Here is a 22,224-nt window from a genome sequence, read left to right as displayed (position 1 = left end):
GGCTACAATGCGCGCCCCGGCAAACCGGGCGCGCCGCGCCCTGTTGCCTGTTCAGCGTAACGAGGCCCCATCCAGCGTGAGCGAATCCGACCGCATCTTCGCCCAGCCGCAAACCCAGGTTCCCGACTTCACCTTCAATGAGGACGTGGTGCGCGTCTTCCCGGACATGATCAAGCGATCGGTGCCGGGCTACCCCACCATCGTCGAGAACATCGGCGTGCTCGGCGCGCGCTTCGCCGCACCCAATAGCGTGCTGTACGACCTCGGCTGCTCCCTCGGCGCGGTGACCCAGGCGCTGCGCCGCCACGTGAGGACCGAAGGCTGCCGAGTGATCGGCGTGGACAACTCCGCCCCGATGATCGAGCGCTGCGGCGAATACCTGCGCGCCCAGGACGCCATGTACCAGGAACTGCTGCCGGTCGAGCTGATCGAGGCGGACATCCTGAGCATGGAGCTCAAACCCTGCTCGCTGATCGCGATGAACTTCACCCTGCAGTTCATCGCCCCCGAACAACGCCTGGCACTGCTCACCCGCCTGCACGACAGCCTGTTGCCGGGCGGTGCGCTGATCCTCTCGGAAAAGCTGCGCTTCGCCGACGAGCAGGAGCACGAGCTGCTCACCGACCTGCACATCGACTTCAAGCGCGCCAATGGCTACAGCGAACTGGAAATCGCCCAGAAGCGTACCGCCATCGAGAACGTCATGCGCCCCGACACCCTGGAGACCCACCGCGAACGCCTGTTGGCCGCGGGATTCTCCAAGGTCGTGCCCTGGTTCCAATGCCTCAACTTCGCTTCCCTGATTGCCCTACCATGATTGACCGTTTCGACCTCGACCGCCTCAGCCTCGAACTGGCTGGCACACCGCTGGAATCCTGGGCCGCCTCGCTGCCCGCACAATTGGCGACCAAGGTCGACGACGGCCATGGCGACCTCGAGCGTTGGCTGGCGGCGGTGGATCGTCTGCCCGAGCTGAAAGCCGCGGCCGTCGAGCTGCGCGAACGTTTCAACCTGGAAGGCGCCTGCGACGAGGACACCCGCGAGCAGCTCAAGCTCGCCCTGCAAGGGCTGATCCCCTGGCGCAAGGGCCCCTTCCACCTGTTCGGCGTGCACATCGATACCGAATGGCGCTCGGACTGGAAGTGGCAGCGCGTCTCGCCGCACATCGACCTGAAGGGTAAACGCATCCTCGACGTTGGCTGCGGCAACGGCTACTACCAGTGGCGCATGCTCGGCGCCGGGGCGCGCAGCGTGGTGGGTGTCGACCCGAACTGGCTGTTCTTCTGCCAGTTCCTCGCCATGAAGCGCTACCTGCCGGACCTGCCGGCCTGGCACCTGCCCTTCGCCCTGGAAGACCTGCCGGAAAAGCTGGAAGGCTTCGACACCGTGTTCTCCATGGGCGTGCTCTACCACCGCCGCTCGCCCATCGACCACCTGCTGGCGCTCAAGGACTGCCTGCGCCGGGGTGGCGAACTGGTGCTGGAAACCCTGGTGGTGGAAGGCGACGTGAACACCGTGCTGGTGCCCGAAGACCGCTACGCGCAGATGCGCAACGTGTGGTTCCTGCCGTCGGTGCCGGCGCTGGAGCTGTGGCTGCGCCGCGCGGGCTTCACCGACGTACGCAGCGTGGACATCAGCCGCACCTCGGTGGAAGAGCAGCGTGCGACGGAATGGATGCGCTACCAGTCGCTGCCGGACTTCCTCGATCCGAACGACCATAGCCGCACCCTCGAAGGCCTGCCGGCGCCGCTGCGTGCCACCTTGGTCGCGCGCAAGCCCTGACGCCCCCAGGTCGAATCCGAGGTTAACGGATGCGACGGCTAAACGGCGGATAACGTCGAAATTTATCCGCCCTACGCCGAACCACCCCCTGGCGTAGGGCGTACAACCGTTCGCGGTTGTACGCCGTTACACCCTACCTCGACGCCTGCGCCGTCATTGGCTCGAAGTGCCGATCAACGATTCGCCGCCGCCACGATCAGCGCCTTCATCTCCGCCACCGCCTGCTTGAAGCCCACGAACAACGCATGGGCGACGATGGCGTGGCCGATGTTCAGCTCGTTGATCCCGGCAATCGCCGCCACCGGCTCGGCATTGTGGTAATGCAGGCCATGGCCGGCGTTGACGATCAGCCCGTGGGACAGGCCGAACTCCACGCCGTCGCGGATGCGCGCCAGCTCATGGGCAGCTTCGGCGGGGGTGTGGGCATCGGCGTAACGGCCGGTATGCAGCTCGACGGCCGGCGCGCCGATACGCGCAGAGGCCTCGATCTGCCGCTGGTCCGGGTCGATGAACAGCGACACCTCGCAACCGGCGGCGGACAGCCGCTGCACCGCATCGCGGATGCGCGCTTCCTGGCCGGCAACGTCCAGGCCGCCCTCGGTGGTCAGCTCCTGGCGAGTCTCCGGAACCAGGCAGACGTGGGCCGGACGGATGATCTCGGCGAACTTCATCATCTCTTCGGTGACGCCCATTTCGAAGTTCATGCGGGTCTGCAGCACTTCGGCCAGCACGCGCACATCGCGGTCCTGGATGTGCCGGCGATCTTCGCGCAGGTGCACGGTGATGCCGTCGGCGCCGGCTTCCTCGGCGTCCAGCGCAGCTTTCACCGGGTCGGGATAGCGGGTGCCACGGGCCTGGCGCAGGGTAGCGACGTGATCGATGTTCACGCCCAGCAGGATACGATTGGCTTCAGTCACGGGAGTTGTCCTTGCGATTCATGAATAACTCGCGGCTGACCAGTGGCCGGCCGCCCAGATGGGGCGCCAGGGCCTGGCGCATCAGACGTTTGGCTGCCGTCAGCGCGCCCGGAGCGCTCCAGTCGGCCTCGGCCATCGCCAGCAGATCGGCGCCATGGAAAAGCCCCGGCTGCAGGCTGCCGACCGGCTCCAGGCCGGAATCCGGCAGCAGGCGGTAAAGACCGTCGGGGGCCACCGGCTGGCCGACGATATCGCTGTCCAGAGAGAAACCATAACCCAGTTCGTCCAGCAGCCGCCATTCGAAGGCGCGCAGCAGCGGCTCCAGCGGGCTGCCGGCGGCCAGCAACGGCAAGGTCGCGCGGTAGTGCTCGAACAGCGCGGGATGCGGGTCTTCCGCCGGCAGCAGGCGGATCATCAGCTCGTTCAGGTACAGGCCGCTGAACAGCGCCTCGCCGCTGAGCAGATTGGGAATGCCGTTGGCTTCCAGGCGAACGACATTCTTCAGGTCACTGCGCCCGCGGAACTCGGCTTCCAGCGGTACGAACGGCCGCGCCAGCGCGCCGGCCTTGCCCCGCGCACCGCGCAACACGGCCCGCAGCCGGCCTTGCGGCGTGAGGAAGTCCACCAGCGCACTGGTTTCCTTGTACGCGCGGCTGTGCAGGACAAAGGCGGCTTGGGCGGGAGAAGCGAGGCTCATGGCGCTGCGCCTGGAGTGGGAGTCGGGAAGCGGGCGCACTCAGGCGCCGGAAGGTTCGCCCCGCGAGCGGCTCGCGGGGCTTGGTCGATCAGAGGTCGCCGTAGCCCAGCGAACGCAGCGCGCGCTCGTCGTCGGACCAGCCGCCCTTCACTTTCACCCAGAGGTTGAGCATGACCTTGGAGTCGAACAGCACCTCCATGTCCTTGCGGGCGTTCTGGCCGATGCTTTTGATGCGCTCGCCCTTCTCGCCGATGATGATCTTCTTCTGGCCATCACGTTCGACCAGGATCAACGCGTGGATGTGGAGGATCGGGCCATCCTGCTTGAACTCTTCGATCTCTACCGTGACCTGGTACGGCAGCTCGGCGCCCAACTGGCGCATGATCTTCTCGCGCACCAGTTCGGCGGCGAGGAAGCGGCTGCTGCGATCGGTGATCTGGTCTTCGGGGAAGAAATGCTCGCTTTCGGGCAGCCGCTCGGCGACCAGCCCCTCGAGAACATCCAGGTTCTGCCCGTGCTGGGCAGAAATCGGCACGACTTCGGCGTTGGGCAGTTGCTCGGCCAGCCACTGCAGGTGCGGCAGCAGCTCGCCCTTGTCTTCCATGCGGTCGACCTTGTTCACTGCCAGCAGCACCGGGCAGCTCACGTACTTGACCTTGTCGTAGACCATCTGGTCTTCGTCGGTCCAGCGATTGCGGTCTACGACGAAGATCACCACATCGACATCCTTCAGCGCGGCACTGGCCGAACGGTTCATGTAGCGGTTGAGCGCCTTGTCGTTGTCCTTGTGCAAACCGGGGGTGTCGACGTACACCGCCTGCACGTCACCTTCGGTCTTGATGCCCAGCAGGGTGTGGCGGGTGGTCTGCGGCTTGCGCGAGGTGATGGCCAGCTTCTGGCCGAGGATGTGGTTGAGCAGGGTCGACTTGCCCACGTTGGGGCGGCCGACGATCGCGACATAGCCGCAACGAACGACTCCCGCTTCATCGTGCTCGGATGGGTCGTGCTGGTCTTGCTCGTGATCACTCATGGCCATTCTCCACGCCCAGGGCTGCCAGCGCGGCGGCAGCGGCCACCTGCTCGGCAATGCGGCGGCTACCGCCGTGGCCATGGGTCTTGTCATTCAACAGGGCAACCTCGCACTCGACGAAGAAGGTGCGGCAATGCGGTTCGCCCTGGATATCCACCACGTCATAGCGCGGCAACTCGCACCCGCGCGATTGCAGGAACTCCTGCAGGCGGGTCTTGGGGTCCTTGTTGGTATCCACCGGGGTCAGCTCGCGCAGCTGCGGGCCGAGCCAGGCCATGATCCGCTCGCGGGCGGAGTCCATGCCGGTATCCAGGTAGATTGCGCCGATCAGTGCCTCCATGGCATCGGCCAGGATCGACTCACGGCGGAACCCGCCGCTCTTCAGCTCGCCCGAGCCCAGGCGCAGGTAATCCCCGATTTCGAAACCGCGGGCCAGCAGGGCCAGGGTCTCGCCCTTCACCAGTCGCGCGCGCAGGCGCGACAGCTGGCCTTCACGGGCCTGGGGGAAATGGGTGAAGAGGGCTTCGCCGATGACGAAGTTGAGGATGGCGTCACCCAGGAACTCCAGACGCTCGTTGTTGCGCCCGGCGAAACTGCGATGGGTCAGCGCCAGGACCATCAGGTCCTGGTCGCGAAAGGTATAGCCAAGCTTGCGCTCGAGTCGATCCAGACTGTTACTCACGGCATTCGTACACGGAATTCTTTGTCAAATTTCACCACCAGGTCGATGTTCTGTACCAGCGGCTCACGTTTTTCGTATTTCAGGTGGGCGCGGAACTCGTTGTTCTCGAGCTTCACATCCAGCGCGTCGTCCAGCTTGAGGTCGCGGATGTTGTTGAGCATCAGCGCCTTGTCCACGTAAGAGTAGAACTCAGGGACAGTGCGCACTTCGGCGGCCTTGTCGGTTTCCACCGAGGTGATGGCCTTCTCGATGGCGTAGTAATCCATGTAGTGCGGAAATACCTTGAACGCTGCGCTGGCCAGGAACGCCACCACGGCGAGGACCACCAGCCAGCTCAGCAACGACATGCCCTTCTGCGAACGTGCGTACTTCATATCGACCTCATGTCGGTATCGTTCTTATTGTCCGCCAACCGCGGCGGGTCCAAGTGCAAGCGGGGCTGCCTCGCTCCCCGCGTGCAGCCCCGCCCGGGTTTCTAGCACTGTTCGCCGCCCGAAGGCTTCGAACATCTCACAACTTTAGTGGATCACGCCCACTCGCGAGAAATTCGGCAGATTGCGCTGCTTGGGCTCCGGCCAGCTCATCCACACCGCGAACGCCTTGCCGACGATATTGCGGTCCGGAACCATGCCCAGCAGGTCCTTCGGAATCTTCGGGTCGTTCCAGTAGCGGCTGTCGTTGGAGTTGTCGCGGTTGTCGCCCATCATGAAGTAGTGATCGGCCGGCACCTTCCACTGCCTGCCCGGCTCGACACGGTAACGGGTCATTTCCTTGCGGATCAGGTGTTCGACGTCGCCCAGTTTTTCCTTGTACAACGTCACGCTGCCCAGGCTGCCCGGCTCCTCACCCATCAGTTTCTCGGCGACCAGTTGATCGTTGACGTAGAGGCGCTTGTCGCTGGTATAGCGGATGGTGTCGCCGGGTACGCCGATCACACGCTTGATGTAGTTGATGTTCGGGTCGCTGGGGTAGCGGAACACCATGACGTCGCCACGCTGCGGATCACCCACCGGGATCACCTTGGTGTCCAGCACCGGCAGGCGGATGCCATAGGCGAACTTGTTCACCAGGATGAAATCACCCACTTCCAGAGTCGGCTTCATCGAGCCGGACGGAATCTGGAACGGCTCGACCAGGAAGGAGCGCAGCACCAGCACGATGAACAGTACCGGGAAGAACGACTTGCCGTACTCGACCAGCACCGGTTCCTTGTTCAGTTTTTCCAGCACTTCCGGGTCAGGCTCGCCGACCGTGCCTTCGTAGGCGGAAATGGCTGCCCGGCGGCGCGGTGCGAACAGCACCAGGTCCACCAGGGCGAGAACGCCGCACACAGCAACGGCAATCACCAGCAACAGCGGGAAATTCAGCGTCATAGGGTTCAACTGTCCACTTTGAGCACAGCGAGGAAGGCTTCCTGCGGAATCTCCACGCTACCGACCTGCTTCATCCTTTTCTTACCGGCCTTCTGCTTCTCCAGCAGCTTGCGCTTACGGCTCACGTCACCACCGTAGCACTTAGCCAGCACGTTCTTCCTGAGCGCCTTGACCGTCGAACGGGCGATGATCTGCCCACCGATGGCCGCTTGAATCGCGACGTCGAACATCTGCCGCGGAATCAGTTCTTTCATCTTCTCCACCAGTTGACGGCCCTTGTAGGGCGCGTTGTCGCGGTGGACGATCAGGGCGAGGGCGTCGACCTTCTCGCCATTGATCAGTACGTCGAGACGGACCAGGTTGGCCGGCTCGAAACGATCGAAGCTGTAGTCCAGCGAAGCATAGCCTCGGCTGGTGGACTTCAGGCGATCGAAGAAGTCCAGCACCACTTCGTTCATCGGCAGATCGTAGATCACCTGGACCTGGCCGCTGAGGAAGTGCATGTCGCGCTGTACGCCGCGCTTTTCGATGCACAGGGTAATGACGTTGCCCAGGTGCTCCTGAGGCACAAGGATGGTGGCGCGGCAGATCGGCTCACGCATCTCGTCGATGGACGAGAGGTCGGGCAGCTTGGACGGGTTGTCGACATAGAGGATGTCGCCGTTCTTCTGCACGATCTCGAAGATCACGGTCGGCGCGGTGGTGATCAGGTCCAGGTCGTATTCGCGCTCCAAGCGCTCCTGGATGATCTCCATGTGCAGCATGCCGAGGAAGCCGATGCGGAAGCCGAAGCCCAGGGCCTCGGAGCTTTCCGGCTCGTACTGCAGTGCGGCGTCGTTCAGGGTCAGCTTCTGCAGCGCTTCGCGGAAGTCCTCGAAGTCGTCGGAACTGACCGGGAACAGACCGGCGTAGACCTGCGGCTTGATGCGCTTGAAGCCCGGCAGCACTTCCACGTCCGGGGTGTTGGACAGGGTCAGGGTATCGCCCACCGGCGCGCCCAGGATGTCCTTGATACCGGCGATGATGAAGCCCACTTCGCCGGCCTTGAGGTCCGGAGTCTCGGTGTGCTTCGGGGTGAAGACGCCGACGCTGTCCACCTGGTGGATCTTGCCGGTGGACTTCACCAGGATCTTGTCGCCTTTCTTGACGCGGCCATGCTTGACCCGCACCAGGGAGACCACGCCCAGGTAGTTGTCGAACCAGGAGTCGATGATCAACGCCTGCAGCGGTGCCTCGATCTCGCCCTCGGGCGCGGGAATGGCGCTGACCAGACGCTCGAGCACGTCTTCCACACCCATGCCGCTCTTGGCCGAGCAGGCCACGGCGTCAGTGGCGTCGATGCCGATGATGCTCTCGATCTCGTCCTTCACGCGGTCCGGATCGGCCTGCGGCAGGTCCATCTTGTTCAGCACGGGCATGACTTCCAGGCCCTGCTCGATGGCGGTGTAGCAGTTGGCGACCGATTGCGCTTCCACGCCCTGGCCGGCATCCACCACCAGCAGCGCGCCTTCGCAGGCGGCCAGCGAGCGGCTGACTTCGTAGGTGAAGTCGACGTGGCCGGGGGTGTCGATGAAGTTCAGCTGGTAGGTCTTGCCGTCCTTCGCGTTGTAGTGAAGGGTGACGCTGTGCGCCTTGATGGTGATGCCGCGCTCACGCTCCAGGTCCATGGAGTCGAGGACCTGCGCCTCCATCTCGCGGTCGGACAGGCCGCCGCAGATCTGGATGAAGCGGTCGGCCAGCGTCGACTTGCCATGGTCGATATGGGCGATGATGGAGAAATTGCGGATATGACTCAGGTCACTCACGGCTGAACACACTCGAAAGGCTGAAGGCGGCAATCCGCCGAAAAATAGCCGGGGAGTTTACTTGAATCCCGCACCATCCGCCACGCCTGCGCCGGACGGACAGGCATGAAAAAGGGCGGTGAAGACCGCCCTTTTTCGGTGCCGAGCTTACTCGGCGAGTTTGAAGGTGATGAAGCTCGCACGGCCCTGGCGCAATACGCGCATGGAGATGGAGCGATCCTTCGGCAGAGACTTGGCGATCTCGGAGAAGGTCTTGGACGAATCCACCGCACGGTTGTTCAGATGGGTGATCACATCACCCGGACGCAGGCCGATCATCGCCGCCGGACCGCCCTGAACTTCCTTGATCACCACGCCGCCCTTGATGTCCAGCGACTTGCGCTGCTCGGCAGTCAGTTCCGCCACGGTCACGCCCATGCGGTTGCTGCTGCGCTCGGCGCCCTTGCCCTCGACGGCGGCGACTTCCTCATCCTCGTCCGGCAGGTTGCCGATGGTCATGTTCAGCGTCTTGCGGCTGCCATCGCGGATGACTTCCAGGGCCGCCTTGTCGCCCGGCTTCATGTTGCCCACCAGGTGCGGCAGATCGGCCGATTCATTGATGGTCTGGCCATTCAGGCTGAGGATCACGTCGCCCACCTGCAGGCCGCCCTTGGCTGCCGGACCGTCTTCGACCAGTTGCGCGACCAGGGCGCCGGACGGCTTGTCGAGCCCGAAGGACTCGGCCAGATCCTTGTTCACCTCCTGGATCACCACGCCCAGCCAGCCGCGGCTGACCTTGCCAGCCTTTTTCAGCTGATCGGCGACGTTCATCGCCACATCGATCGGGATCGCGAAGGAAAGCCCCATGAAGCCGCCGGAACGGGTGAAGATCTGCGAGTTGATACCCACGACCTCGCCTTGCAGGTTCAGCAGCGGGCCACCGGAGTTGCCCGGGTTGATCGCCACGTCGGTCTGGATGAACGGCACGTAGTTCTCGTTCGGCAGGCTGCGGCCCTTGGCGCTGACGATACCGGCGGTCACCGAATGGTCGAAGCCGAACGGCGAACCGATGGCCAGCACCCACTCACCCACCTTCAGCTTGTCGGAGTCGCCCAGCTTGAGGGTCGGCAGGTTCTTGGCCTCGATCTTCAGCACGGCGACGTCGCTGCGCGGATCGGCGCCCACCAGCTTGGCCTTGTGCTCGCTGCGGTCAGACAGACGCACCAGGATCTCGTCGGCGTCGGCCACCACATGGTTGTTGGTAAGGATGTAGCCATCATCGGAAATGATGAAACCCGAACCCAGGGACTGCGCCTCGCGCTGCTGGCCACGGGGCGCCTGGCCCTGACCGCGGGGAATGCTGCGCTCGAAGAACTCTCGCAGGCCCGGCGGCAAGCCGTCCAGGTCCGGAATGCCCATCTGGGCATTGGAGCGGTCCGGAAGCTTCTGCGTGGTACTGATGTTGACCACTGCCGGCGACGCCTTCTCGACCAGCGGCGTGAAATCCGGTAGTTCGGCACGCGCAGTGACCGACAGGCTCAGGGCCAGCAGGGCAATCAGCGCAGCCATGCTGCGTTTCAGGGTTTGCATTGACTACAGCTCCCGTGATGTTGATTGGGAAAGACACTAAACCGGGCCGAGCGGCCCACCGACCAGCGCACGCAGCACAACCGGTTGCATCGCCGGATCATCCGAATGACGTCGCCCCAGGCGACGCACGAGCAGCCAGGCCAGCAGGAATCCCGCGAGCCCGGCCGCAATGACCAGAGGTTCCCCGAAACCGAGCCGCGCCGCCAGTAGTGCAAGCGCGAAAAGTCCAAGCAGAGGGGAAAGATAGAAGAGCAGGGCACTCTTCAGGAGAAGGTCTTCGCCCACGCCCAACACGACTTCGTCGCCAGGCGCAAGCTTCAGCGAAGACAAGGCGCGCACGAGACCGCGCCGGTTACCGACACCCAACCGCCCCAGGATACCCTGGCCGCAGCCGGCGTTCACTGAACATCCCGAGCAGGTGGAGCGGCGCAGCGTTTCGACCCAGACAGCTCCGGACTCGACCGCTACCACCCTCCCCTGCTCCTCGATCACTCTGGCCGGGCTCCCGCTGGCCGCATGGACAGCGCCACCCGCTCAGCCGTACCGCTGGGTATCTCGCCGACCACGGTCACCATGGTGCCGCCATCTTCACTGGCGTAACGCCGGGATACCACCGTCGTCGGGCCCAACTGGGTGCGCGCATCGTCGACCTTGGCGCCATGCAGCGGCTCAAGGAACACCGAGAAGCGCGCCAGTCCATCCCCGTAGGCCAGGCACAACACCTGGTCGTTCGAGACCGGGCTGCGCTGCTGGAGGGTGCTGTTGAGGGTGAACCCCGGAGGAACCCACTCCGAATGCCAGCCGGTTTTCACGCTGGCGCTCTTGAGCTCCTTGACCGGCTGACAGCTCGAGGTCGGCTGCAACTCGGCATCGTCAGGCGCAGTCAGATCGATACGGGTGAACTGCAAGCGCTCGATGATCTGCCCCTTGTCATTGAGCAGCAGGGACTTGAGCGGCAGGCCGGTTTCCTTGTCCAGATGGAGCTCGAAACCATAGCGGTGCTGATCGCGCGGCAGCACCGCGAGCACCACGGCCGGGCGATCGGCGACACGCGACTCACCCGCCACGCGAATGTCGTACCAGGAGGACAGATCCTGCGGGTTCAGCTTGTGCGAAGGCCAGAGCTCGCCCACCGACACCTGTCCGGCCATGCCGCCACCCACGCACTGGGTGGCGCCGTCGACCCGCACGACCTCCTGGCGCGGCCCGTCGGCCTGCACCAGGCGCTCGCGCACCGAACCATCGGCATCGACCCGATGCCAGACATCGTGCGTCGAGAAAGTGCCGCTGCGTTCGTAGACGAAAGTGCCCTGGAAATTCTGTTGCTGATCCGCCTCGGAGAGGCGCTTGATCCAGTCCAACGCATCGGCGGCCTGGACTGGCAGAGCCAGCAGACCGCCCAGGATGAACAGCAGTGCTGTCGTCGCGCGCATGTCGCTCCTTAAGGTCGCAAAATCAGCGGCTTTCCAGGCTCGCGGCGCGTGCGTAAGGCAGAGCGCTGTCAGTGCCGCTTACGGCGGACTGTTGCGCATGTTGGCGCAGGTAACCCGGAAGACGCTGCTCATGCCAGGTGGTCTGCCCACCCCGGGCATTGGTGATCACCTGCGGCGCCTCGTCCTGAGTGTAGCCTGCCAGAACCGCCGGACCCTGCACCTGCGGCAGAGCGATCTGCTGGGTGGCGGGGGCCTGCTGGGCCAGGCCGTTGGCGACACCGCTGTCCTGGTGGTACAGGCGAACACCGGCCAGCACGGCCAGGGTCACCGACGCGGCGACCGCCAGGCGGCCAACGTTGCGCCACGGATTGCTCTTTACCGGCGCCGGCGCGGCTTCATCGACCAGGGCGGCGGACACGGCGGCAGCGATATCCAGCTTTGGCAGCGCCGGCTCCCGATGCATCACGGCACGGGCCAGTTGATAACGGGACCAGGTGGCCCGCAATTCGGCGTCCTCGCCGCAGGCTGCAAGCACTCGCCGCAGCTCAAGCTCATCCGCTTCGTTATCCATGACAGCGGACAGCGACTCCTGCAGGGCTTCACGACTCATAGCGGTACCTCTCTTGGCTGTTGCCGCTGTATTCAGACTTCTTCATGCAACAAAGGCTGCAAAGCTTTGTCGATCGCTTCCCGCGCACGGAAGATCCGTGAGCGGACCGTTCCCACCGGACACTGCATCACGGTGGCGATATCTTCGTAACTCAAGCCTTCGAACTCACGCAGGGTCAATGCCGTGCGCAGATCCTCGGGCAACTGCTGAATGGTGCGATGGACTGTTTCCTCGATCTCATCCCGCAGCATGGCTCTTTCCGGCGATTCGATGTCCTTCAGGGCATGGTCGCCCTCGAAGAACTCCGCGTCTTCCGCGGTGACATCGCTGTCCGGCGGACGCCGACCGCGCGCCACCAGGTGGTTCTTCGCGGTGTTGATGGCAATACGGTACAGCCAGGTATAAAAGGCACTGTCGCCTCGGAAGTTACCCAAGGCGCGATACGCCTTGATGAATGCTTCCTGTGCGACATCCTGGGCTTCCTGGGCGTCATGCACGAAACGCACGATCAGCCCGAGAATCTTGTGCTGGTACTTCAGCACCAGCAGATCGAATGCCCGCTTGTCTCCGCGCTGTACCCGTTCAACCAGTTGTTGATCCTGTTCCTGGGTTAGCATGAATGCTCCTCTACGAACCTGGAGGAGCTTCGAGCACCCTGGTGAATCGTCCTGCCAAGATAGACTCGGGACGTCTGCAAAAGTTCTCCCCTCCAAGCATGCGCCGCACAGTTTTTTCACATTGGCGGCAATCGGACCCAGACATGCGTCCGAAGCCCGTTGAATTCAACTGTATCGGGCGAAACACCCGCACCCTCTCCGCGCAGTCCGAGCCTGCGCGAAAGCGACTTAAGGTATTCCGCGTTGGAACCGGAACGACTAAAAAAGTTCCGGCGATTTGCCACGATCCGTCACTCTCGATGCAACGCCGGCGAGCCTGGCTTCACGGCATGAGCGGGAGTCCTTGGAGTCCGCCCTGCGACTGCCGTACGCTGCAGGCGCCTTCGGTGTCATCGGTTCGCCAGTATTGTGCCGTGACACCCTTCTATATACTAGGGCGCCTTTTTGGTGGAGCCGGACATGGGTCAGCACTTCCAGCATGATGTATTGGTGATCGGCAGCGGGGCCGCTGGCCTGACGCTCGCCCTGACGCTGCCGGCGCACCTGCGCATCGCCGTCCTGAGCAAGGGTGAACTGTCCCAGGGCTCGACCTTCTGGGCCCAGGGCGGGGTTGCCGCCGTGCTGGACGATACCGACACCGTCGAGTCCCACGTCGAGGATACCCTGGTCGCGGGCGCCGGCCTGTGCCGCGAAGACGCCGTAAAATTCACCGTCGAGCATAGCCGCGAAGCCATCCAGTGGCTGATCGAACAGGGCGTCCCCTTCACCCGCGACCACGAACCGGGGCGCGAGGACGGCGGCTTCGAATTCCACCTGACCCGCGAAGGCGGCCACAGCCATCGGCGCATCATCCATGCCGCCGACGCCACCGGCGCCGCCATCTTCAACACCCTGCTGGAACAGGCGCGGCAACGGCCGAACATCGAACTGCTGTCGCAGCGGGTCGCGGTCGACCTGATCACCCAGCGCAAGCTCGGCATGAAGGGTCAGCGCTGCCTGGGCGCCTACGTGCTGGACCGCAACACCGGCGAGGTCGATACCTTCGGTGCGCGCTTCACCGTGCTCGCCTCCGGCGGCGCCAGCAAAGTCTACCTTTATACCAGCAACCCGGACGGCAACTCCGGCGACGGCATCGCCATGGCCTGGCGCGCCGGCTGCCGCGTCGGCAACCTGGAATTCAACCAGTTCCACCCGACCTGCCTGTACCACCCGCAGGCCAAGAGCTTCCTGATCACCGAAGCCCTGCGCGGCGAAGGCGGTCTGCTGCGCCTGCCCAACGGCGAACGCTTCATGCAGCGCTTCCATGCCCTCGCCGAACTGGCGCCGCGCGATGTCGTGGCCCGCGCCATCGACCACGAGATGAAGCGCCTGGGTATCGACTACGTCTACCTGGACATCAGCCACAAGCCGGCCGAGTTCATCCGCGAGCACTTCCCCACGGTCTACGAGCGTTGCCTGGACTTCGGCATCGACATCACCCGCGAGCCGATCCCGGTGGTGCCCGCGGCGCACTACACCTGCGGTGGCGTACTGGTCGACCAGCACGGCCACACCGACGTGCCGAACCTCTACGCCATCGGCGAGACCACCTTCACCGGACTGCACGGCGCCAACCGGATGGCGAGCAATTCCCTGCTGGAGTGCTTCGTCTACGCACGCTCCGCTGCCGCCGACATCGTCGACAAGCTCGCCCGTGCGCCCGCCCCCACCGCCCTCCCCAGCTGGGATGCCAGCCAGGTGACCGACTCGGACGAAGACGTGATCATCGCGCACAACTGGGACGAGCTGCGGCGCTTCATGTGGGACTACGTCGGTATCGTGCGCACCAACAAGCGCCTGGCCCGCGCGCAGCATCGCGTGCGCCTGCTGCTGGACGAGATCGACGAGTTCTACTCGAACTACAAGGTCAGCCGCGACCTGATCGAGCTGCGCAACCTGGCCCAGGTGGCCGAGCTGATCATCAACTCCGCCATGCAGCGCCATGAAAGCCGCGGCCTGCACTACACCCTCGACTACCCGGACCTGCTGCCCGAAGCCCGCGACACTATCCTGGCACCGCCCACCTATTCCGACTGAAGCGCAGCCTCACCCGCAGGCGCCGGTGAATATCCGGCGCCAGGGCATCGGCCGGCACGCAGACGCTGCGCGCCAGCCACTGGCCGGGACGGCGGAAACGCAGCACGACCAGCGCTGGCAGCGCCAGGCTGTCCGGCGCCAACTGCACCGGCTGCCAGCCATCCCGCTCGCTCCATAGCTGCCAACCCTCCGCACCGTGGCGCAACGCGCGCACGGACGCCGCGGAGCGCAGCAACACCTGGCGCGGCAGGACGTACCACGCGTGCAGCGCACAGGCCAGCAGGCCGAGCAGACTCAGGGAAATGGGAATGGCGGCGAGCAGCAGCGCCAGGACGGCGAGCGACTGCGCGCCGAGATAGGCCGCCAGCAAGCCGATGGACGGTCGCCAGCGGCATTCGAAGGGGTCACTTCGGCTGGACACGGTCCAGGATCATGCGAACGATGTGGCGCAGGTCGGCATCTTCCGGCTCGCCGCGCTGCATGAACCAGCCGAACATGTCCTGGTCCTCGCACTCCAGCAGCTTGCGGAAGCGTGCCTGGTCTTCCGCCGGCAGGCCGGGATAGACCTCCTGCACGAAAGGCACCAGCAGCACGTCCAGCTCCAGCATGCCACGGCGGCTGTGCCAGAACAGGCGTTTGAGTTCGATTTCGTCGGTCATCTGCAGGTACCTCGAATAACAGCGGGCGATTACATCGGATCGCTCGCACCGCCACGGGCCGGCGCGAGCCGAGCGGCATTATACGCATGCGGCCCGGCTCCCGGCACCCGCTGACAAGCCTCGGTCCGAGCTCTATCATGAGGCCCCTAACTTTCTTCCAGCGAATCGTGATGACTGCCTCCGCTTCCTTCACCGAACTCGATCACGAAGGGATTCTCGCCGTGCGCGGCGTGGACGCCGCCAAATTCCTCCAGGGCCAGCTGACCTGCAACCTCAGCTACCTGGACGCCGAAACCGCAAGCCTCGGCGCGCGCTGCACCCCCAAGGGACGCATGACCTCCAGCTTCCGCATCCTCGCCGAGGCTGACGGCTACCTGCTGGCGATGGCCCGTGAGCTGCTGGAAAGCCAGCTCGCCGACCTCAAGAAGTACGCCGTATTTTCCAAGGCCAGCCTGTCGGACGACAGCGCCCTGTGGACGCGCTTCGGACTCTGCGGCGCCGATGCCCTGCTCGCCGAGCTGGGCCTGACGCTGAACGGCCAGGCCGATCAGGTGGCGCGCCATGACGGTCTGATCGCCATCGGTCTCGGCCATGGCCGCGTCGAACTCTGGGTACCGGCGTCGCGCGCCACCGAGCTGCGCGAGCGACTGGGCGCCCAACTGGCACACGGCAGCCTCAACGACTGGCTGCTCGGCCAGGTCCGCGCCGGCGTTGGCCAGGTGTTCGGCAGTACCCGCGAGCTGTTCATTCCGCAGATGATCAACCTGCAGGCCGTCGGCGGCGTGAGCTTCAAGAAAGGCTGCTACACCGGCCAGGAAATCGTCGCGCGCATGCAGTACCTCGGCCGCCTCAAGCGCCGCCTGCACCGCCTGCTGCTGGACGGCGACGAATTGCCGGAACCGGGCCGCGAACTGTTCTCGCCGGTGCACAGCACCAGCGTCGGCGAAGTGGTGCTGGCCGCCCGGGCCGCACAAGGCGTGGAGCTGCTGGCCGTGCTGCAGGACGACGCCGTAACCGATGGCCGCGTGCGCCTGGGCGAGGCCGAAGGCCAGCCCCTGCAACTGCTGGACCTGCCCTACACCCTGGACAGCGACCGCGAGATTCAGCGCTGAACGCTGCCGGGTGGGGAGCCCGGCACAAGGCAAGGTGTGAGAAATACCATTTGGTGATCCACCTAACCGACGCGTCATGCGCCGACGTGCAAAATGCAGCCCGTCCCTACGGGTTGCCCGGCAACACGACTCACTAAGAAGCGTCATCAGACCCAATCAGGAAGTGCCATGAGCAAGCTTGCCGACAAAGTACAACAGGATCTGCTGCGGGCCATCGAGAACGATGAACTGGTGCTGCCAACGCTGCCGGAAGTCGCGCTGCGCGTGCGCGAGGCGGCGGAAGACCCGGACAGCAGCATCCAGGATCTCTCCAAGGTGATTGGCAACGATGCCGCGTTGACCGCGCGCATCATCAAGGTGGTGAACAGCCCGCTGCTGCGCACCACCAAGGAAATCACCGACCTGCAGATGGCCATCGGCCGCCTGGGCATGAACTATACCTGCAACCTGGCCACCGGCCTTGCCATGGAACAGATGTTCCAGGCCACCTCCGACGTGGTCGACCGCAAGATGCGCGAAGTCTGGAACAAGAGCACCGAGATCGCCGGCATCTGCCACGCCCTGTGCCGTCACTACACCCGACTGGCGCCAGACCAGGCCACCCTCGCCGGCCTGGTGCACCAGATCGGCGCGCTGCCGATCCTCACCTACGCCGAGGAGCACAGCGAACTGCTGGCCGATTCCATCAGCCTCAACCATGTGATCGAGCGCATCCATCCGATCATCGGCGACCGCATCCTCAAGGCCTGGGACTTCCCCGCGCCAATCGCCTCGGTGCCGGGCCAGCACCTGGACTTCAACCGCGACTCGGTCAAGGTCGACTATGTGGACATCGTCCAGGTCGCCACCCTGCAGAGCTACCTGGGCAGCAATCACCCCTTCACCGAGCTGGACTGGAGCAGCATCCCGGCCTTCGCCAAGCTCGGCCTGGACCCCAACGCCAGCCTCAAGGAAGACGAAGACCTCTCGGCGGCGATGGAAGCCGCGATGAGCATGCTGCAGTAACGGGAAACGCCCGCGAGGTTCCTGCTCTTCGTAGAAGTGAGCTTGCTCGCGAACCAGGGTTTCCTGCGACTCCGCTGTCAGGCGGGTTCGCGAGCAAGCTCGCTCCTACAGGGGCCGGACCTGCCTGAGACTTCGCAGCGTCAGCTCTCGTAGGAGTGGACCTTGTCCACGAAATCCCCCCCAAAAACCCGCCCTTACCGGTGGGTTTCGCGTTTCTGGCTCAAAGGTTTTCCGTCGGGAAGCTCACCCGCACCAGCAAACCACCCAGCTCGCCCTGCGCCAGTTCGATACGCGCGCGGTGCGCGCTGCAGATCTCGCCGACGATGGCCAGGCCCAGGCCTGTGCCCTGCTGGCGACGACGGTAGAAGCGGCGGAACACCTTGTCTCGCTCCTCCGGCGGAATCCCCGGGCCGTCGTCCTCCACCTCCAGGCCGGCCGGCGACAGCACGCGGATGATCACGTTGCCGTCCGCCGGAGCATGGGCGATGGCGTTATCCACCAGATTGCTGAGCAGTTCGTTGAGCAGCGTCGGATCGCCCTTCACCCACACCGGATCGTCCGCCTCCAGCGCCAGCGCGACGCCCCGCGCGTAGGCCAGCGGCGCCAGCGCCAGGCCCAGCTCCCGCGCCAGCTGGCTGAGATCGATGTCCTCCCCTGCCCCTTCGGCAATGGCGCGCGCGCCACTTTCGACCCGCGCCAGGGAAAGCAACTGGTTCGCCAGCCCGGTCACCCGGTCAGTGTTCTGCACGGCATCCACCAGGGTGGCGCGCCATTGCTGCGGATCCTGCTCGCGCAGGCCCAGTTCCAGCCGCGCCTTGAGCGCCGCCAGCGGCGTGCGCAGTTCGTGCGAGGCCTCGGCGATGAATTGCGACTGCCGGTCGAACAGCCCACGCAGGCGCACGGTGAAGTGGTTGAGCGCCGCCACCAGCGGACGCAGCTCACGCTGCACCCGCACCACCGGCAACGGCCGCAGGTCATCCGGCTGCCGCTCCTCCACCGCCGCGCGCAGGCGATCCAGCGGGCGCAGGCCGGCGCTCACCGCGTACCAGACCATCAGCAGCGCGGCGATGGCCGACAGCGCCAGGTTCAACAGGGTGTCGCCGAGCAGGTTGCGCGCCAGCCGCTCGCGGGCGCCCAGGGTTTCCGCCACGCGGATTTCCGCCATGCCGTTGACCGTCGGCTGGCTGACCGGCTGCAGCAGGCTGACCACCCGCACGCCCTGCCCCTGGTACTGGGCGTCGTAGAACTTGGCCAGCGCCGGGTAGTCATCGGTACGTGGCGTCTCCGGCGGTGGCGCAGGCAGGCTCTCGTAGCCGGAAATCATCCGTCCCTGGGGATCGATCACCTGGTAGAAGATGCGACCAGCGCTGTCGTACTCGAAACTGTCCAGCGCCACATAGGGCACGTTGGCGCGCAGGGTGCCGTCGCTGGCGTAGAGCCCGTCGGCGATGTCACGCGCCGAGGCCAGCAGGGTGCGGTCGTAGGCGATGTCGGCGGCATGGCGGGCCCGCCAGTAGGTCACTGCGCTGCCGATCAGCAGCAGCACCAGCAACATCCCACCCAGCCGCCAGAGCAGCCGGCCACGCAGGCTGCCGGCGCCGGGGTAACGCCAGCGGCGCGGCTCAACCATCCTGCGCCTCGAGCAGGTAGCCCAGGCCCCGGAAGGTGACGATGCGCACTGAACTGCCTTCGAGCTTCTTGCGCAGGCGGTGCACGTAGATTTCGATGGCATCAGCGCTGGCGTCCTGGTCCAGGCCGAACACCTGCGCGGCCAGTTGCTCCTTGCTCATCACCCGCCCCGGCCGGGCGATCAACGCCTCCAGCACGGCCTGCTCGCGGGAGGTCAGGTTCATCGCCTGGTCGGCCAGGGTGAAGCGCCGCGCGCCGAGGTCGTAGACCAGCTCGCCACAGCGCTGCTGCTGTTCACCGCCGAGCACACTGCGCCGCAGCAGGGCTTTTACCCGTGCTTCCAGCTCGGTCAGCTCGAAAGGTTTGGCGAGGTAATCGTCGGCGCCCAGGTTCAACCCGTGGACGCGATCGCGCACTTCGCCACGGGCGGTGAGCATCAGTACCGGAAGGGTCTTGCCGCGCTCGCGCAGGCGTGCCAGCACCTGGAAGCCGTCCAGCCGCGGCAAGCCGACATCGAGAATCGCCAGGGCGTAATCCTCACTGGCCAGGGCCAGGTCCGCGGCTACGCCATCCTGCAGCAGGTCCACGGTCCAGCCGGCGCCCTTGAGCGCCTGGGCGACGCTTTCGCCCAGTTGGGGATGGTCTTCGACCAGGAGGATTCGCACGCGCTTCTACCCCTCGGGGCTACAGGATTTGGCCGGCAGTTTACCCATCCGCAAGCCCCTGTGAATGGGGGAAATTCGCTGAAAACACTGCGAAAGGGAACTGAAAGCCTGGTGAAAGCTTAGCCCGTTAGCATCGCCCCCAAGCGGCGAAGACTGCTCAGAGCGAAAGGCGGCGTGGTGCCCTTTCGTGACAACAACAAGAACCGGAGACCACAGATGACCACTGCCCAGCCCCAGGCTGCACTGGCTGTCCGCAAGCCGTTTTTCCCCTGCCTGTCCCCTGCCCACGCGAGCGCCGTGCTGGCCTTCGCCGGTGTCGCCCCCTTGTGCGATGCCGCAGGTTTCATCGAAGACAGCAGCGCCAAGCTCAGCACCCAGAACATCTACTTCAACCGTGATTTTCGCGACGGCAGCGGCCAGTCCAAGCGCGAAGAATGGGCGCAGGGCTTCATCCTCGATTTCCAGTCCGGCTATACCCCCGGCACCATCGGCGTCGGCCTCGACGCCATGGGCATGCTGGGCCTGAAGCTCGACTCCTCGCCCGACCGCACCGGCACCGGCCTGCTGCCGACCCACGACGACGGGCGCGCCGCCGATGAGTACAGCAAGCTCGGCCTGACCGCCAAGTTCAAGGTCTCCGAGACGGAGCTGAAGATCGGCAGCCTGATCCCCGACCTGCCGACGCTGCAACCCAACGACAGCCGCCTGTTCCCGCAGACCTTCGAAGGCGGCCTGCTCAACTCCACCGACCTGCCCGGCCTCGACTTCACCGGCGGCCGCCTGGAGAAGGCCAGGGACCGCGACTCCACCGACTGGCAGGACCTGGCGCTGAACAACAAGAACAAGCGCTTTTCCGGCGGCAGCGCCGAAGGCAACCACTACGACCTGGCCGGCGGCGACTACAAACTCACCGACCACCTCACTGGCCGCTACCACTACGCCTCCCTGGACGACGTCTATCGTCAGCACTTCGTCGGCCTGCTCGCCAGCTACCCGCTCGGCCCCGGAAAATTCAGCGCCGACCTGCGCCTGGCGGTCAGCGATGACCAGGGCGCAGCCCGTGGCGGGGAGATCGACAACCGCGCCTTCAACGGCATGCTCGGCTACGCCCTGGGCGCCAACAAGCTCAGCCTCGGCTGGCAGCAGATGAACGGCGACACCGCCTTCCCCTACATCGACGGCAGCAACCCGTACCTGGTGAACTTCGTGCAGGTCGGCGACTTCGCCGACGCCGAGGAACGCTCCTGGCAGTTGCGCCACGACTTCGACTTTGCCGGCCTCGGGATTCCCGGCCTGACCCTGATGAATCGCTACGTCAGCGGCGACGATGCCAGAATCAATGGCATGGACGGCCACGGCAAGGAATGGGAACGCAACACCGACATCAAGTACGTGATCCAGAGCGGCCCGCTCAAGAACGTAGCCGTGCGCGTGCGCAACGCCACCTACCGTTCGAGCTTCGCGCGGGACGCCGACGAGACACGTATCTACCTCAGCTACTCCCTGGCGATCTGGTAAACCAACAACAACAAGAGAGGAATTGCCCCATGTCCACCGTCCTGCGCAACCTGACCCTCGCCGGCGCCACCCTGCTGTTCGCCGGTAGCCTGATCGCCGAGCCCAAGCGCCCGGAATGTATCGCCCCGGCCTCCCCCGGCGGCGGCTTCGACCTCACCTGCAAGCTGGCGCAGAGCGCCCTGATGGATTCGAAGCTGCTGTCCAAGCCGATGCGCGTCACCTACATGCCCGGCGGCGTTGGCGCCGTGGCCTACAACGCGGTGGTCGCCCAGCGACCGGCCGACGGCAACACCATCACCGCCTTCTCCAGCGGCTCGCTGCTGAACCTGGCCCAGGGCAAGTTCGGCCGCTTCGACGAGAACGCGGTGAAGTGGCTGGCGGCGGTAGGCACCAGCTACGGCGCCATCGCGGTGCCGGCGGACTCGCCGTTCAAGAACCTCGGTGATCTGGTCGCGGCGCTGAAGGCCGACCCGAGCAAGGTGGTGATCGGCTCCGGCGGCACCGTCGGCAGCCAGGACTGGATGCAGACCGCGCTGATCGCCAAGGCCGCCGGCATCGACCCCAAGCAACTGCGCTACGTCGCCCTGGAAGGCGGCGGTGAGATCGCCACGGCGCTGCTGGGCGGGCACATCCAGGTCGGCAGCACCGACATCTCCGACTCCATGCCACACATCCGCGCCGGCAAGATGCGCCTCTTGGCGGTATTCGCCGAGGAGCGCCTGAAGGATGAGGGCATGACCGACATCCCCACCGCCAAGGAACAGGGCTACGACATCGTCTGGCCGGTGGTGCGCGGCTTCTACGTCGGCCCGAAGGTGAGCGACGAGGACTACGCATTCTGGAAAGGCGCCTTCGACAAGCTGCTGGCCTCGGAAGACTTCGCCAAGCTGCGCGACCAGCGCGAGCTGTTCCCCTTCGCCATGACCGGGCCGGAGCTGGATACCTACGTGAAGCAGCAGGTCACCCAGTACAAGCAGCTCGCCCGCGAGTTCGGCCTCATCCAGTAACGCCCCGCGCGGCGTCGGCGGCCGCCCAAGGTCGCCGA

At 65.1% G+C, this 22,224-nt stretch carries 23 protein-coding genes; 7 read left to right on the top strand and 16 right to left on the bottom strand.

What is annotated here, in order from left to right; all coding sequences use genetic code 11:
- Window positions 1–76: 76 nt before the first annotated feature.
- Window positions 77–817, top strand: coding sequence for a carboxy-S-adenosyl-L-methionine synthase CmoA (gene cmoA, locus O6P39_RS06345; RefSeq protein WP_275610548.1), 741 nt, complete (start codon window positions 77–79; stop codon window positions 815–817).
- Window positions 814–1,782 (top strand): tRNA 5-methoxyuridine(34)/uridine 5-oxyacetic acid(34) synthase CmoB, encoded by a 969-nt coding sequence (gene cmoB / locus O6P39_RS06340; RefSeq protein WP_275610547.1) that lies wholly within the window; start codon window positions 814–816, stop codon window positions 1,780–1,782. The genes cmoA and cmoB overlap by 4 nt, the downstream gene beginning before the upstream one ends.
- Window positions 1,783–1,955: 173 nt before the next feature.
- On the opposite strand, the gene pdxJ is transcribed toward cmoB, so the two are convergent.
- The 12 genes from pdxJ to rpoE all read right to left on the bottom strand — a co-directional run bounded on the left by pdxJ (window position 1,956) and on the right by rpoE (window position 12,515).
- On the bottom strand, window positions 1,956–2,699 hold the full coding sequence (pdxJ, locus tag O6P39_RS06335; protein WP_275610546.1) for a pyridoxine 5'-phosphate synthase: 744 nt from the start codon (window positions 2,697–2,699) through the stop codon (window positions 1,956–1,958).
- Window positions 2,692–3,396 (bottom strand): DNA repair protein RecO, encoded by a 705-nt coding sequence (recO, locus tag O6P39_RS06330; protein WP_275610545.1) that lies wholly within the window; start codon window positions 3,394–3,396, stop codon window positions 2,692–2,694. Before recO ends, pdxJ begins: the two co-directional genes overlap by 8 nt.
- A gap of 88 nt (window positions 3,397–3,484) precedes the next feature.
- Window positions 3,485–4,426: a GTPase Era gene (gene era / locus O6P39_RS06325; protein ID WP_275610544.1), complete on the bottom strand. Its 942-nt coding sequence runs from the start codon at window positions 4,424–4,426 to the stop codon at window positions 3,485–3,487.
- A complete protein-coding gene (gene rnc / locus O6P39_RS06320; RefSeq protein ID WP_207887202.1) occupies window positions 4,419–5,108 on the bottom strand; it encodes a ribonuclease III in 690 nt (229 codons plus the stop codon). The genes era and rnc overlap by 8 nt, the downstream gene beginning before the upstream one ends.
- A complete protein-coding gene (locus tag O6P39_RS06315; RefSeq protein ID WP_275610543.1) occupies window positions 5,105–5,482 on the bottom strand; it encodes a DUF4845 domain-containing protein in 378 nt (125 codons plus the stop codon). The genes rnc and O6P39_RS06315 overlap by 4 nt, the downstream gene beginning before the upstream one ends.
- 144 nt (window positions 5,483–5,626) lie before the next feature.
- Complete coding sequence (gene lepB, locus O6P39_RS06310) at window positions 5,627–6,481, bottom strand: signal peptidase I (protein WP_275610542.1); 855 nt, start codon at window positions 6,479–6,481, stop codon at window positions 5,627–5,629.
- 5 nt (window positions 6,482–6,486) lie between these two features.
- The gene (gene lepA / locus O6P39_RS06305) at window positions 6,487–8,286 is read right to left on the bottom strand and encodes a translation elongation factor 4 (protein WP_275610541.1); all 1,800 of its coding nucleotides are present in this window, start codon (window positions 8,284–8,286) and stop codon (window positions 6,487–6,489) included.
- Window positions 8,287–8,433: 147 nt separating this feature from the next.
- Window positions 8,434–9,855, bottom strand: coding sequence for a DegQ family serine endoprotease (locus O6P39_RS06300; RefSeq protein ID WP_275610540.1), 1,422 nt, complete (start codon window positions 9,853–9,855; stop codon window positions 8,434–8,436).
- Window positions 9,856–9,891: 36 nt separating this feature from the next.
- Complete coding sequence (locus O6P39_RS06295) at window positions 9,892–10,347, bottom strand: SoxR reducing system RseC family protein (protein WP_275610539.1); 456 nt, start codon at window positions 10,345–10,347, stop codon at window positions 9,892–9,894.
- Window positions 10,344–11,288, bottom strand: coding sequence for a MucB/RseB C-terminal domain-containing protein (locus tag O6P39_RS06290; protein ID WP_275610538.1), 945 nt, complete (start codon window positions 11,286–11,288; stop codon window positions 10,344–10,346). The genes O6P39_RS06295 and O6P39_RS06290 overlap by 4 nt, the downstream gene beginning before the upstream one ends.
- Window positions 11,289–11,310: 22 nt before the next feature.
- The gene (locus O6P39_RS06285; protein ID WP_275610537.1) at window positions 11,311–11,898 is read right to left on the bottom strand and encodes an RseA family anti-sigma factor; all 588 of its coding nucleotides are present in this window, start codon (window positions 11,896–11,898) and stop codon (window positions 11,311–11,313) included.
- A gap of 32 nt (window positions 11,899–11,930) precedes the next feature.
- Window positions 11,931–12,515, bottom strand: coding sequence for an RNA polymerase sigma factor RpoE (rpoE, locus tag O6P39_RS06280; RefSeq protein WP_015476086.1), 585 nt, complete (start codon window positions 12,513–12,515; stop codon window positions 11,931–11,933).
- 459 nt (window positions 12,516–12,974) lie between these two features.
- Here rpoE and nadB point away from each other — a divergent pair, with 459 nt between their 5' ends.
- Window positions 12,975–14,591, top strand: a complete 1,617-nt coding sequence (gene nadB / locus O6P39_RS06275) for an L-aspartate oxidase (protein ID WP_275610536.1) — start codon at window positions 12,975–12,977, stop codon at window positions 14,589–14,591.
- Here nadB and O6P39_RS06270 read toward each other — a convergent pair.
- Both O6P39_RS06270 and O6P39_RS06265 read right to left on the bottom strand, forming a co-directional pair.
- Entirely contained in the window at window positions 14,560–15,012 is a 453-nt protein-coding gene (locus tag O6P39_RS06270) for a protein YgfX (protein ID WP_275610535.1), read from the bottom strand. The two genes, nadB and O6P39_RS06270, sit on opposite strands and share 32 nt — an antisense overlap.
- Complete coding sequence (locus O6P39_RS06265) at window positions 14,996–15,250, bottom strand: succinate dehydrogenase assembly factor 2 (protein WP_275610534.1); 255 nt, start codon at window positions 15,248–15,250, stop codon at window positions 14,996–14,998. The genes O6P39_RS06270 and O6P39_RS06265 overlap by 17 nt, the downstream gene beginning before the upstream one ends.
- A 170-nt stretch (window positions 15,251–15,420) precedes the next feature.
- On the opposite strand from O6P39_RS06265, the gene O6P39_RS06260 reads away from it, so the two are divergent.
- Together O6P39_RS06260 and O6P39_RS06255 are read left to right on the top strand one after the other, a co-directional pair.
- Window positions 15,421–16,362 (top strand): folate-binding protein, encoded by a 942-nt coding sequence (locus O6P39_RS06260; protein WP_275610533.1) that lies wholly within the window; start codon window positions 15,421–15,423, stop codon window positions 16,360–16,362.
- A gap of 168 nt (window positions 16,363–16,530) precedes the next feature.
- Complete coding sequence (locus O6P39_RS06255) at window positions 16,531–17,367, top strand: HDOD domain-containing protein (RefSeq protein WP_275610532.1); 837 nt, start codon at window positions 16,531–16,533, stop codon at window positions 17,365–17,367.
- Between the two features lie 220 nt (window positions 17,368–17,587).
- Here the strand turns inward: O6P39_RS06255 and O6P39_RS06250 are convergent, their stop codons facing one another.
- Window positions 17,588–18,997: a sensor histidine kinase gene (locus O6P39_RS06250; RefSeq protein WP_275610531.1), complete on the bottom strand. Its 1,410-nt coding sequence runs from the start codon at window positions 18,995–18,997 to the stop codon at window positions 17,588–17,590.
- The gene (locus O6P39_RS06245; RefSeq protein WP_275610530.1) at window positions 18,990–19,661 is read right to left on the bottom strand and encodes a response regulator; all 672 of its coding nucleotides are present in this window, start codon (window positions 19,659–19,661) and stop codon (window positions 18,990–18,992) included. Before O6P39_RS06245 ends, O6P39_RS06250 begins: the two co-directional genes overlap by 8 nt.
- 216 nt (window positions 19,662–19,877) lie before the next feature.
- Between O6P39_RS06245 and O6P39_RS06240 the strand changes: the two genes are divergently transcribed.
- Window positions 19,878–21,179, top strand: coding sequence for an OprD family porin (locus O6P39_RS06240; RefSeq protein WP_275610529.1), 1,302 nt, complete (start codon window positions 19,878–19,880; stop codon window positions 21,177–21,179).
- Between the two features lie 29 nt (window positions 21,180–21,208).
- Entirely contained in the window at window positions 21,209–22,186 is a 978-nt protein-coding gene (locus tag O6P39_RS06235) for a tripartite tricarboxylate transporter substrate binding protein (RefSeq protein WP_275610528.1), read from the top strand.
- The last annotated feature ends 38 nt before the right edge of the window (window positions 22,187–22,224 follow it).

This window comes from Pseudomonas sp. PSE14 (assembly GCF_029203285.1).
In the GTDB taxonomy this organism is placed as follows: Bacteria; Pseudomonadota; Gammaproteobacteria; order Pseudomonadales; family Pseudomonadaceae; genus Pseudomonas.
The sequence above is the reverse complement of the archived record's forward strand: the minus strand, read 5'-3'. Positions and strand labels throughout refer to the sequence as shown.

Excerpts from the sequence above, each read along its gene's own strand:
- cmoB (WP_275610547.1), top strand. The coding sequence starts at position 814 with ATGATTGACCGTTTCGACCTCGACCGCCTCAGCCTCGAACTGGCTGGC.
- recO (WP_275610545.1), bottom strand. The coding sequence starts at position 3,396 with ATGAGCCTCGCTTCTCCCGCCCAAGCCGCCTTTGTCCTGCACAGCCGC.
- era (WP_275610544.1), bottom strand. The coding sequence starts at position 4,426 with ATGAGTGATCACGAGCAAGACCAGCACGACCCATCCGAGCACGATGAA.
- O6P39_RS06315 (WP_275610543.1), bottom strand. The coding sequence starts at position 5,482 with ATGAAGTACGCACGTTCGCAGAAGGGCATGTCGTTGCTGAGCTGGCTG.
- lepB (WP_275610542.1), bottom strand. The coding sequence starts at position 6,481 with ATGACGCTGAATTTCCCGCTGTTGCTGGTGATTGCCGTTGCTGTGTGC.
- O6P39_RS06300 (WP_275610540.1), bottom strand. The coding sequence starts at position 9,855 with ATGCAAACCCTGAAACGCAGCATGGCTGCGCTGATTGCCCTGCTGGCC.
- O6P39_RS06290 (WP_275610538.1), bottom strand. The coding sequence starts at position 11,288 with ATGCGCGCGACGACAGCACTGCTGTTCATCCTGGGCGGTCTGCTGGCT.
- O6P39_RS06285 (WP_275610537.1), bottom strand. The coding sequence starts at position 11,898 with ATGAGTCGTGAAGCCCTGCAGGAGTCGCTGTCCGCTGTCATGGATAAC.
- rpoE (WP_015476086.1), bottom strand. The coding sequence starts at position 12,515 with ATGCTAACCCAGGAACAGGATCAACAACTGGTTGAACGGGTACAGCGC.
- nadB (WP_275610536.1), top strand. The coding sequence starts at position 12,975 with ATGGGTCAGCACTTCCAGCATGATGTATTGGTGATCGGCAGCGGGGCC.
- O6P39_RS06265 (WP_275610534.1), bottom strand. The coding sequence starts at position 15,250 with ATGACCGACGAAATCGAACTCAAACGCCTGTTCTGGCACAGCCGCCGT.
- O6P39_RS06260 (WP_275610533.1), top strand. The coding sequence starts at position 15,421 with ATGACTGCCTCCGCTTCCTTCACCGAACTCGATCACGAAGGGATTCTC.
- O6P39_RS06255 (WP_275610532.1), top strand. The coding sequence starts at position 16,531 with ATGAGCAAGCTTGCCGACAAAGTACAACAGGATCTGCTGCGGGCCATC.
- O6P39_RS06250 (WP_275610531.1), bottom strand. The coding sequence starts at position 18,997 with ATGGTTGAGCCGCGCCGCTGGCGTTACCCCGGCGCCGGCAGCCTGCGT.
- O6P39_RS06240 (WP_275610529.1), top strand. The coding sequence starts at position 19,878 with ATGACCACTGCCCAGCCCCAGGCTGCACTGGCTGTCCGCAAGCCGTTT.
- O6P39_RS06235 (WP_275610528.1), top strand. The coding sequence starts at position 21,209 with ATGTCCACCGTCCTGCGCAACCTGACCCTCGCCGGCGCCACCCTGCTG.